Source organism: Campylobacter sputorum subsp. sputorum, assembly GCF_008245005.1.
GTDB lineage: Bacteria > Campylobacterota > Campylobacteria > Campylobacterales > Campylobacteraceae > Campylobacter_F > Campylobacter_F sputorum.
Genome location: NZ_CP043427.1, coordinates 1523115 through 1534971, shown reverse-complemented (window position 1 = coordinate 1534971; position 11857 = coordinate 1523115). Strand labels below are relative to the sequence as shown.

General features: G+C 31.5%; 11 protein-coding genes and 1 pseudogene. 7 read left to right on the top strand and 5 right to left on the bottom strand.

Going from position 1 to position 11857, the window contains the following annotated elements; all coding sequences use genetic code 11:
* Positions 1 to 53 precede the first annotated feature (53 nt).
* On the top strand, positions 54 to 1289 hold the full coding sequence (locus tag CSPT_RS07875) for a M20 family metallo-hydrolase (protein WP_089183083.1): 1236 nt from the start codon (positions 54 to 56) through the stop codon (positions 1287 to 1289).
* Positions 1290 to 1527: 238 nt separating this feature from the next.
* On the opposite strand, the gene CSPT_RS09290 is transcribed toward CSPT_RS07875, so the two are convergent.
* From CSPT_RS09290 to CSPT_RS07860, 3 genes are all read right to left on the bottom strand, one after another.
* Positions 1528 to 1608: a Fic family protein gene (locus CSPT_RS09290; protein WP_235610110.1), complete on the bottom strand. Its 81-nt coding sequence runs from the start codon at positions 1606 to 1608 to the stop codon at positions 1528 to 1530.
* A 170-nt stretch (positions 1609 to 1778) separates the two neighbouring features.
* Positions 1779 to 1982 carry a hypothetical protein gene (locus CSPT_RS07865; protein WP_089183082.1) on the bottom strand — a complete coding sequence of 68 codons (204 nt, stop codon included), beginning with the start codon at positions 1980 to 1982 and terminating at the stop codon, positions 1779 to 1781.
* 67 nt (positions 1983 to 2049) lie between these two features.
* A complete protein-coding gene (locus tag CSPT_RS07860; protein ID WP_089183081.1) occupies positions 2050 to 3084 on the bottom strand; it encodes a type II asparaginase in 1035 nt (344 codons plus the stop codon).
* A 147-nt stretch (positions 3085 to 3231) separates the two neighbouring features.
* Here CSPT_RS07860 and CSPT_RS07855 point away from each other — a divergent pair, with 147 nt between their 5' ends.
* The 6 genes from CSPT_RS07855 to CSPT_RS07830 all read left to right on the top strand — a co-directional run bounded on the left by CSPT_RS07855 (position 3232) and on the right by CSPT_RS07830 (position 9742).
* Positions 3232 to 4542, top strand: coding sequence for an amidohydrolase (locus tag CSPT_RS07855; protein ID WP_089183080.1), 1311 nt, complete (start codon positions 3232 to 3234; stop codon positions 4540 to 4542).
* 10 nt (positions 4543 to 4552) lie between these two features.
* On the top strand, positions 4553 to 5254 hold the full coding sequence (gene pepE, locus CSPT_RS07850) for a dipeptidase PepE (protein WP_089183079.1): 702 nt from the start codon (positions 4553 to 4555) through the stop codon (positions 5252 to 5254).
* A 24-nt stretch (positions 5255 to 5278) separates the two neighbouring features.
* Complete coding sequence (dcuC, locus tag CSPT_RS07845; RefSeq protein WP_089183078.1) at positions 5279 to 6583, top strand: C4-dicarboxylate transporter DcuC; 1305 nt, start codon at positions 5279 to 5281, stop codon at positions 6581 to 6583.
* 12 nt (positions 6584 to 6595) lie between these two features.
* Positions 6596 to 7819 carry a peptidase T gene (pepT, locus tag CSPT_RS07840; protein ID WP_089183077.1) on the top strand — a complete coding sequence of 408 codons (1224 nt, stop codon included), beginning with the start codon at positions 6596 to 6598 and terminating at the stop codon, positions 7817 to 7819.
* 135 nt (positions 7820 to 7954) lie between these two features.
* Positions 7955 to 8467 carry a PAS domain-containing protein gene (locus CSPT_RS07835; protein ID WP_089183076.1) on the top strand — a complete coding sequence of 171 codons (513 nt, stop codon included), beginning with the start codon at positions 7955 to 7957 and terminating at the stop codon, positions 8465 to 8467.
* 9 nt (positions 8468 to 8476) lie between these two features.
* Positions 8477 to 9742 carry a methyl-accepting chemotaxis protein gene (locus CSPT_RS07830; RefSeq protein ID WP_089183075.1) on the top strand — a complete coding sequence of 422 codons (1266 nt, stop codon included), beginning with the start codon at positions 8477 to 8479 and terminating at the stop codon, positions 9740 to 9742.
* Between the two features lie 34 nt (positions 9743 to 9776).
* Here the strand turns inward: CSPT_RS07830 and cuyB are convergent, their stop codons facing one another.
* Both cuyB and CSPT_RS07820 read right to left on the bottom strand, forming a co-directional pair.
* Entirely contained in the window at positions 9777 to 10460 is a 684-nt protein-coding gene (cuyB, locus tag CSPT_RS07825; protein WP_089183074.1) for a cysteate racemase, read from the bottom strand.
* 41 nt (positions 10461 to 10501) lie between these two features.
* A pseudogene (locus CSPT_RS07820) lies at positions 10502 to 11847 on the bottom strand (anaerobic C4-dicarboxylate transporter).
* Positions 11848 to 11857: the final 10 nt, after the last annotated feature.

Here is an 11857-nt window from a genome sequence, read left to right as displayed (position 1 = left end):
ATTTGATACAATTAAACTAATTGATAAATTTAAATTTACTAAAAGGATTAACTATGATAAATGAAAAAAGATTTAAAGAGAATTTTGATGAAATTTCTAAATTTGGTGCTTTAGATGGTGGCGGTTTAACTAGACTTGCTTTTAGTAATGAGGATAAAAATGCAAGAGAATTTTTAATAAATTTGATGAAAAATGCTGGATTAAAAGTAAGGATAGATACAGTTGGAAATATTTTTGCTAAATTTGATAATGTTATAGATCCAAATTTACCTGCAGTAAGCGTTGGATCGCATATAGATAGTGTTCCAAAGGGTGGATTTTATGATGGAACTTTGGGCGTTATGGCAGGACTTGAGGCTATTATGAGTATAAAAGAAAGTGGCATTAAAATTAAAAGACCACTTGAGCTTATAGTTTTTGTTTGTGAAGAATCGAGTAGATTTAAAATGGCAACAATTGGAAGTAAAATAGTAAGTGGAAAACTTAGTCTTGATAGAGTTAAAGAATTAAAAGATGATAATGAAATTTCAGTTTTTCAAGCTATGAAAAATTTCGGTTTAATGCCTGAAAATTTACAAAAATCTATTTTAAAAGATAACACATATAAAAGTTATATAGAACTTCATATAGAGCAAGGTAGAGTGCTTGAGCAAAAAGGTTTTAGTGTTGGCATAGTTACTGGTATAGCAGCACCGATTCGTTTTGAGCTAAATATAAAAGCAAGAGCCGATCATAGTGGTGCAACACCTATGGATATGAGAAATGATGCTTTAATTGCGGCTAGTCATATCATTTTAAAAGCACAAGAACTTGCAAAAAAAGAAAAAACAGCAGTAGCGACTGTTGGATATATAAGAGTAATTCCTGGGGCTTTAAATGTAGTTCCAGGAGAAGTTGTAATGGGTGTTGACATTAGAGATATAGACGAATTAACATTAGGCTTGGTAAATGAAAATTTAAGAGCTTATATAAAAAGTTTGTCTAAAGAGTTAAATTTTAGTTATGATATCAAAGAATTAGCATATGACAAACCTGTAAAACTTGATGATGATATGATAAATTTACTTTATGAAAATGCAAAAAACTTAGAAATAAATTCGCTTAAAATGCCAAGTGGAGCAGGGCATGATGCTATGCATTTAAAAGGCATTGCAAAGAGTGTTGGAATGATTTTTGTTCCTTGTAAAGATGGTATAAGTCATAACATAAATGAGAGCATAAATTTTGAAGATGCTATAAAAGGGGCAAAAATACTAGAAAAAACAATGTTAGATCTAGCTAGTGAGTGAAATTGTGTTTTATAAAATTTGATTGTAAATATTATATAATATTTCATAGTTTTTGCAATTTTATTTTAAATATTATTTTTAGAATTTTTGAATAATTTAATATTTTATTTCATTGTTTAAAAATTCTATTCTTAAAAACTCTTTTAAACCTTCTTTTGATAAACTATTTTCTGCAAGTTTTATAACGATGTTTTCCATTTTTTTAAAATAATCTTTATTAAAGTTAATTCCATTTAATTTAGCAAAATACATAACTTATATGAATTGCTGTTCTTTTATTTCCATCTAAAAATGGATGAAATTTTACACAAGCAAAAATTAAATGTGTAATTTTGTCTATAAAATTTGGATGAAAATCATCATTTTGAATTTAATCTAATGCCGAAATTAAATAACTAATGCTTTGTTTGTTATATCCTTTTATGCCGCCAATTTCATCAATGATTGAATTATGAATTTTTTCTACAAAATAAATGTCAAAATATTGCATTATTTATCTTTTAGTCTTTTAAAGACAGCCCTAATTTCTGGATCTTTTAATTCTTGCAAACTTTCTTGATATAATTTATCAAGGACATCTTTACTTGCCATTTTTGATTTAAGATTATTAGCGGTTTTTAATAAAATTTGAGCTATTTCAATCAAATCTTCCCTATCATTTGGTAATTCAAAATGAAAAGTTGTTGTATTCACAAATACTCCTTAATATTTTTGTAACTTTAATATCATTTAAAGTTACAAATATTATATAGCTATAGTTTTAATGAGTATCAAAAATTTTTTGAATTTCATTTGTGTTTTGAGTTTTGCTTAATGCTAGCATTAGCAATACTCGTGCTTTTTGCGGATTAAGGTTATCAGCTGTAATAAAGTTAAATTTTTTATCATTAATTACCGAGTTTTGACTAGTTGAACCACTTCCAACCCTTGAGCTTCTTACGACTGCTATTGCGTTTTTGCTAGCTTTAGCTAAAGCATCCCAAACTATTTTTGATGGATTTCCATTTCCCATACCAGCAAGAATTATACCCTTTGATCCGCTATCAATTGCAGTTTTTATAAATTTATCACTATCTCCTGCGTAAGCATAGATGATATCAACTTGTGGTAGTTTATCTAGTTTCATAATGTCAAAATCTGAATTTATTGTATGTTTTTTATTAAATTCGCTTGTAAATTCTACTTTTGCGTAATTAACTGAGCCTATTTTACCAAAATTCAGTGATTTAAAAGTTGCAACATCGCTTGTATTTGTTTTGGTAACATCCCTAGCTTGGTGAATTTCATTATTCATAACAACCATAACTCCTCTTGCAAAACTATTTTTATCGCTTGCAACACCAACAGCATTGTATAAATTTAAAACCCCATCAGCACTCATGGCTGTTGCTGGTCTCATAGCACCAACCAATACAACAGGTTTTTTGCTTTTTATTGTTAAATTTAAAAAATACGCCGTTTCTTCCATAGTATCTGTTCCGTGAGTTACCACAATCCCATCAACATCGTCTCTATTTAGTAGTGTATTTATTTTTTTAGCAAGATTTAGCCAAATTTCTGGATTCATATTTGTAGATGGTATATTTATAAATTGTTCACCTTTTACATTTGCTAAATTTTTTATTTCAGGAACGGCACTTATTAGCTGTTCTACGCCTATGGTTCCGGCTTTGTATTCTTTGTCGGTATTGCTTTTAGCAACTCCTGCTATAGTGCCACCAGTTGCTAGTATATAGACATTTGGTTTTGCAAAACCACCAACGCATAATAATAAAATAAGTAGAAATTTACGCATTTGTCATCCTTTTGTTTTTATGTTATAGCATATGGTTGGATTATATTATATAAAAATTAAAAAAATCTTAATTTTAAAAATATTACTTTTATTTAAGATTTAAAACTATATAATGAGTTAAATAGTCAATAAAAAAGGAGGAATGAGATGGATAAGATTGCAAATATGGTTTTAAGTTTAAAAGATGAAATGATTAAAACTCGTAGATTTTTTCATTCACATCCAGAGACTGGTTTTTTTACTTTTTTTACTACAGCTGTTATTGCAGATAAGTTAAGCAAACTTGGTTATAAACTAAAAATGGGTAGAGAGGTTGTAAAGCCTGATGCTAGGCAAGGTCTTGGCACAAAAGAGGCATGCAAAGAAGCTATAAAAAGAGCAAAAAATTTGCTAAACGATAATCAAATCAAATACCTAGATGTTATGGAAGATGGTTTAACTGGCTTAGTGGCTGAGATTGATACTGGCAGAAGTGGAAAACTTGTCGCATTTAGATTTGATATAGATGGCGTTGATGTTACTGAAAGTAACGATGATAATCATAGACCATTTAAAGAAGGTTTTTGTTCTGATATAAAAGGAATTACTCATGCTTGCGGTCATGATTCTCACATTACTATGGGACTAACTTTAGCAAAATTAATAGCTGAGAATTTAGATGATTTTAGCGGTAAATTTAGGTTTATTTTCCAAACAGCAGAAGAGGGCACAAGAGGAGCTGTAGCTATGGAAAAAGCTGGTGTTTGTGATGGCATAGATTTCTTACTTGGTGCTCATATGGGATTTCAAGCCGATAAAATAGGATCTATAATTTGTGGCGGCAATAAACTTCTAGCTACAACTAAATTTGATGTAACGATAAATGGAGTTTCTGCTCACGCAGCAGGAGCACCACAAGATGGTAAAAACGCTCTTCTTGCAGCTTCACAGATGGCCCTTAATATGCACGGAATTACTCGTCATTCTAGCGGTGTAACTCGTGTAAATGTCGGTGTTTTGCGTGCAGGAGAAGGTAGAAATGTAATAGCGCCAAACGGGTATTTAGCTTGTGAAACAAGGGGCGAAACAACTGAACTTAATGAATTTATGTTTGCTAGATGTAAAGATATCATAAAGGGTGTAAGTGAAATTTATGGAGTTAGCAGTGATATAAAAATCACAGGTGGCACAGCAGGTGGCGATACAGATAAAGAAGTAAGTAGTATGATTTATGAACTTGCTAAAACTTCGCCTTTTATCACTGGAGAGATTATAAAAGAAAAAGATTTTGGTGCTTGTGAAGATTTTGCTCATTTTATGCATAGTGTTCAAAAAAATGGTGGAAAAAGTGGATATATGATGATAGGAACAGATCTTAAAGCGGGTCATCATAACTCTAAATTTGATATAAATGAAGACTCTATGCTTGCTGGAGTTGATATGTTTTTAAGAGCTAGTTATAAGCTAAATTCAAAATAAGGGAAACATTATGAAAAGAGCTTTGCTTTTTAGTGCTTCAAGTTACCAAGATAGCGGATATCTCAGGCATTGTAAAAATCCTATAAAAGATTTTTTAGGCGATGATTATAAAGAAGAGATTCTTTTTATCCCATATGCTGGTGTTAGAAGGACAAATGATGAGTATGAAGAAAAGGTAATAGATAGATTAAAAACTAAAAATATTAAGTCTATTCACCGCTATGAGGATAAAAAAGCAGCCATAAGAGGGGCTAAAACTATCGCAGTTGGTGGTGGAAATACCTTTATGCTTATGCATGAGCTTTATAAATTTGATTTACTTGATGAGATAAGAGACGCTGTGGAAAATGGGGCAAATTATTTTGGTTGGTCAGCCGGTGCAAATATAGCTGGAAAAACTATGATGACGACAAATGATATGCCTATAATTATGCCAAAAAGCTTTGATACACTAGGAATTTTTCCATATCAGATAAATCCGCATTTCATAAGCGGCAAAATTTCTGGACACAATGGAGAAAGCAGAGAAGAAAGGTTGGAAGAGTTTTTGATAGCAAATCCTAGCGAGATAATCTATGCTTTACCGGAAGGAACTTGGCTTGAGATAAATAATGGTGAGTGTAAAATTTGTGGTTTAGCAGAAGAAATTTATAAATTTGAGTATCAAAAAGATGTTCAAATTTTAAAAGTTGGTGAGAAATTTAAAATTTAATAATTTAAAATAAAAGGAGTTTTTATGGAGTCTTTAAAACTATTTTTATCGCTTGTTGGTATATTTGCAGTTGTTTTCCTGCTTATTAAAAAACGCGATACAAAGACTGTTTTAATAGGTGTTGGATTGATACTTTGTGTGATTTGTTTGCAGCCAATGAGCGCATTTGCGGCTTTTACAAAATCAATGACAAATGCAAATTTGATAAAGGCAATATGTGCTAGTATGGGTTTTGCCTATGTTATGAAAGTTACAAAATGCGATCAGCATTTAGTGGCTGTTCTTACAAAACCTATTAAAAACTTGGGATTTTTTTTAATTCCATTAGCTACAATTTTGACATATTTTATAAATATTGCCATTCCATCAGCTGCTGGGTGTTCTGCTGCTGTTGGTGCAACTTTGATACCGCTTTTGATGGCTTCAGGCGTTCGCCCTTCTATGGCTGCAGCTTCAGTTCTTGCTGGAACTTTTGGTTCAGTTTTAAGTCCAGGAGCTTCACATAATATTTATGTAACGGATTTGGTTGTAAAGTCTGGGAATGCAGCTTATACAGTTCAAGATGTTATAAAGGTTCAGATGCCTAATGCCTTTGTTTCTCTTGTAATAGTTGTTATTTGTATTTCTTTAATGGCGATAATTTTAAAAGATTATGATAAAACCAAAGATTATACAATTAAAACTAATGGTAAAGACGATGCAATTAATAAAGCTAATCCTCTTTATGCTTTGATGCCTATAATTCCACTTGCAATTTTGGTAATTGGTGGAACAGACTTAAGTGATACTCAGTTTTTAAAATGGACAAAGATGGGCGTTGCTGAAGCAATGATTTTGGGTGCTATTATATCTATTTTTGCTACATGGACAGATCCTCAAAAAATCACAAAAGAGTTTTTTAATGGTATGGGAAGTGCATATGCGGAAATAATGGGTATTATTATAGCTGCTGGTGTTTTTGTTGCTGGACTTAAGGCTTGTGGAGCTATAGATTGGGTTATAGAGTTTTTAAAACATGAACAAACTTATGTTAAATTTGGTGGAACTTTTATACCATTTATCATGGGTGTTGTTACAGGATCAGGTGATGCTGCAACTATGGCGTTTAATACCGCCATTACAGTTCATGCAGCTGATCTTGGTTTTGCACAAGATAAACTCGGAATGGCAGCTGAGATAGCAGGAAGCCTTGGAAGAAGCGCTTCTCCGATAGCTGGAGCTTGTATAGTTTGTGCAGGAATTGCAATGGCAAATCCAGTCGAACTTGCAAAAAGAACATTTTTAGGAATGCTTATTTCAACAGCTGTTATAGCATTTTTTATACTTTAAAAAGGATAAATTTTGGATATAGTGCAGAGATTTTTGAACTATACAAAGATAAATACTACTACAAATAGACAAAATGGTGCAGATGGCGTAATGCCATCTAATCTTGCTGAACTAGAACTTGCTAAGCTTATAAAAAGTGAATTAGAGAATTTGGGTATAAAAAATATTAGCTTAAATGAAAAATCTATTTTGATAGCAAAAATCCCAACAAATTCTAAAAAATCTCTGCCAAGCATCGCATTTTTTGCTCATCTTGATACCAGTGCAGAACAAAGCGGAGATACAAAAGCAAAGATAGTTTCAAATTATCAAGGTGGCGATATAGCTTTAAATGATAAAATCAGTTTAAAGGTAAGTGAAAATGCTGAACTAAAAAATTATATCGGAGATGACATCATAACAACTGATGGCACTAGTTTGCTTGGAGCTGACGATAAGGCGGCTATTGCTGCTATTGTGGATATGGCTGAGTATTTTTGCTTAAATCAAGATATAGAGCATGGAGAGATAGTAATATGCTTTTTACCAGATGAAGAGCAGGGCTTAAGAGGGGCAAAAGCTCTTGATGCAAAAGATATCGGTGCTGATTTCGGTTATTGTTTGGATTGTTGCGAAATAGGCGAGTTTATATATGAAAACTGGAATGCCGGGGATTGCGAGATAGAATTTACTGGTGTTTCAGCTCATCCAATGAATGCCAAAGGTAAGCTCATAAACTCTCTTTTGATGGCTCACAAGTTTATTTCACTTTTACCAAGTGGGGAAGCACCAGAATATACGCAAAATAAAGAAGGGTATTTTTGGGTAAAAGGGTTAAGTGGGAATAGTGCCAAAACTATTTTAAAATTAGATATTAGAGAGTTTGATGAAGCCAAGTATTATCAAAGAATGCAATTTTTGCAAACTATGGCTGATTATTTTAACAAAATTTATGACAATAGAGTAAAAATTACTTTAAATGATAGATACAAAAATGTTTTTAATTATCTAAGTTTAGATCATATGGCTATAAATTTGCCGCTTCAAGCTTTTAAAAATTTAGGAATATCGCCAAAGATAAAGCCTATGCGTGGTGGATATGATGGTGCTGTAATTTCTCAAAAAGGAATTGCTACTCCAAATTTATTTACAGGCGGACATAATTTTCACTCTATTTACGAGTATTTACCTGTAAATTCTCTAAAAATGGCTAGTGAAGTTATAAAAGAGATTGTAAAGTTAGCTGCTAATGGATAAAATTTATTATTTATAATGAAATTATTAAATTTATAAAATAATGTTTAAATATTGTTATATTTTTGTTTCCTAGTAAATTTGCTAAATTTGTATAAATTTGGTATAATTATATATTTAAATTTACTAGGAGAATAAATGGCAAATTTAGATACTACAGCTTTCCAAAAAGAGGTTGATGAAAATGCTTTTTTAGTTTCAAAAACTGATACACAAGGTCGCATAACATATTGCAATGAGCCTTTTTTAAAGATAGTTGCAACAACTGAGAAAAATTTGCTTGGCAAACCTCACAACATAATAAGACACCCAGATATGCCAAGAGTTGTTTTTAAAATTTTGTGGGAGCATATAACAAAGCAAAATGAAGTTTTTGCTTATGTCAAAAATAGAAGTTTTGATAATTCTTATTACTGGGTTTTTGCAAATATCACAGCCTCAGTTGATCAAAGTGGAAAAACTATAGGTTATTACTCTGTTAGAAGAAAGCCAAACAAAAAAGCATTAGATATCATAATTCCTCTTTATAAAGAGCTTTTAAATGCTGAAAAATCTGGCGGAATGGAAGAATCGCAAAAGCTTTTGGATAGCATACTTGCACAAAAAAAATTAAACTATGATGAGTTTGTAAATAACCTACAAAGACTATAAAGGAAAAATATGTTTTTTAAGAAAATACCTTATTATGGTGAAATTTTAAATGTTATAGAATCAGCTAGAAATGGCATTTTAGAGCCTAGGATAACAGGTATTGATCAAAAAGAACCAATGGCAAAGATAGCAAATGGAATAAATGATGTTTTAGATCAAATGGAAGCTTTGCAAAGAGAGATGTCAACTTGCGTAGATCACGCAAATAAGGGTATAACATATAGAAATATTTTTCAAGATGGATTTAGGGGACTTTTTAAGAAAAATGCCATTTTTATGAAAGATGGAATTGATGGAATTACTGCTGGTATAAAAGGTAAAACTAGGGGCATTTTATCTGAGAAATTTGAGCAACTTGGAAATGGAAATAAAGGAATAGATGATATTCAAAAAGATTTAAATTTAAGTATAAAAGAGCTTAGCGATATGGCAAATATAGCCGATGATACTGCAAATAATGCAAATAAAACTATGGTTGATTTAGATAGCTTAAATAAAAATGTAATCTCTCTTACAGATCTTATAAATAACTCTACTCAAGAAATACGCGCTTTGGCAACTAAAACAAATGAAATTTCAACTATCATAGAGCTGATACAAGATATCGCAGAACAGACAAATTTACTATCTTTAAATGCTGCCATTGAAGCTGCAAGAGCAGGTGAGGCTGGTAGAGGATTTGCTGTGGTTGCTGATGAGGTTAGAAAATTAGCTGAAAATACTCAAAATGCTATAGTCGAGATTGGTTCTAGTATAAAAGAGTTGCAAGAAAAAACAAATGGTTTAAATGAAAATGCCTCTAAGATAGATAAAATAGCACAAAATGCTAATGAAAGTGTTGGTAAATTTAAAGACACGATGGATAAATTCAATGTAGATGCTAACAAAACATCGAAAAATTCAAGATATGTCGAGGATAAGATTCTTAGTATAATAGCAAAAATTTCTCACATAATTTATAAGGTAAAGGCGTATTCTAGTGTAGTAAATGAATCAGATAAATTAGATGAATTACAAAGCATTTCTAATAGCATAAAAGCGTGGTATTTTCAAGATTGTAAAGATAAATTTGGTAATACTGAAACTTATGTAAAACTACAAACTCCTATAGAGAATTTTATCTCTTTAATAGATCAAAATTTAAATGATGCTAAAAACGGATATAGTGATAAAAACATAAATATGTTTGTAGATAAATTTGAAAAAGTTGAAGCTCTAAATAGCGAAATATTTAAACTTTATAATCAAATGGTAGAAGAAAAAACTCATGGTTAATTTTTATCTCTTTTTCTTTAATGTAATATAAAATCTATTTTCCTAGGCTAAATTTTACCATTGTTTTAGCAAGATCAAGTGTTGCATCTACAAATAAATCTTTTTTCTTGCAATATGGTAGAAGTAGAGGTATTTCGGTACAAGCCGCAATATATACATCTGCTTGTATGCAATCAATAGTATCATTAAAAAGTTTAACATACTCAGTAGTTTTATTTGCTTTTACGCCTTTATATATACAATCCATTATATTTTGCATATTTTCATTACTTATTTTAACACATTCATATCCAGCAGAAATTAGATTATCTTCATAAATTTTAGCCTTTGTTGTGCCTGTTGTGGCAATAACTGCTATTTTTTTAGCATTTGGAAATTCAACCTTTATAGAATCTACTGCATTTTTTGCGATGTGGACTAAATTTATACCAGTTTCATCTACTAATTTTTTTGCAAAAAAATGAGCGGTATTACAAGCCATACATATAGCTTCGCACCCAGCTTGTTTTAGTCTCAATGCGCTTTCTTTTAGATATGGGTATGGATTTTCTTTGTTATCAAGTATGTATGCAGTTCTATCTGGAATTTGAGGGTAATTATCTATAACGATTGGGATATTATCTTGATCTTTGTTAGCGTTTGTTAGCTTAACTATCTTTTCATAAATATCTATCGTTGCAAGTGGCCCCATGCCACCGATGATACCAATTCGTTTCATTTTAATGAACTTTTTAAGGGAGAGTTACCTCCCCTTAAATTTTAAAGTAAAACAGGTGCTAGTATAAAACCAAATGCAACAGAAAATGCAATGGCTAAAATACCAGGTAAGAAGAATGGGTGATTAAATACATATTTACCAATTCTTGTTGTTCCAGTATCATCCATTTGAACAGCACCTAAAAGTGTAGGGTATGTCGGCAAAACAAACAAAGCTGAAACAGCAGCAAATGAAGCTACTAATATGTAAGCATCTCCGTTATTTGTAGCACTCATTCCAAGAGCGACAATTACTGTTGGGATTAACGCTTTTGCAGTTGCTGCTTGTGAGTATAAAAGCATACTAGCAAAAAATAGCGCAACAGATAGTAAAGCAGGATACTCTTTAACTAAGTTTCCAGCAAAGTCCTTTATCTCTTGTGTGTGATTTGAAACAAAAGTATCGCCAAGCCATGCAACTCCAAGAACACAAATGCAAGCAGTCATACCACTTCTAAATGTGCTTTGAAGAGGAACTTTGTTGATGTCAATCTTACAAAACATAACAATTAATGCACCAATTGTTAGCATTATACTCATAATAGCACCATCTCTTGGTAATTTAACATTTTCTATCAATGCAAATTGCGGGCTAATGGCTGATGCATAAAAAACAACTACAATAACACCAATTAAGAAAATAATTACGGATGTTTTTGCACCTTTTGGAAGTTCTTTATAGCTTCCTTCCATTTTAGGAGCTTCTATTAAGCCTTTGTTTAACCTATCAAGATAAACCGGATCACTATCAAGTTTTAAATTCCAAAATAAGTTCATTATAAGTGCAGTTACCATGCAACCTAAAAATGTTGTAGGAATCCAAATTGCAAGTAAAATAGGATATGAAATTCCTAGTCCACCAAGTGCTTTATCTCCAGCCATAAATATAACAGCGGCAGACACTGGACTTGCAGTGATGGCAATTTGTGAAGCAACAACGCCAATGCTAAGTGGAACAGATGGTTTAATATTTTGACCTTTAGCAACTTCTGTAATAACTGGTATCATAGAAAATGCAGTGTGTCCAGTTCCAGCAAAGATTGTCAAAAAGTATGTAACTGTCGGTGCTAAAAAATTTATATATTTTGGATTTTTACGCAAAATTTTCTCAGCTATTTGAACCAAATAGTCTAAACCCCCGGCAACTTGCATAGCACCAATTGCTGAGATAACAGAAGCTATGATTAAAATAACATCCCAAGGAATACTTCCAGCTTTTAATCCAAGCCCAACTGATAAAATTATAACGCCAATTCCGCCAGCATAACCTATGCCTATTCCTCCAAGTTTTACACCTAAAATATCGCTCCAAGTAAGACGATAATTTCTAAAATAAGTGAAACATCCATTATTTATTTC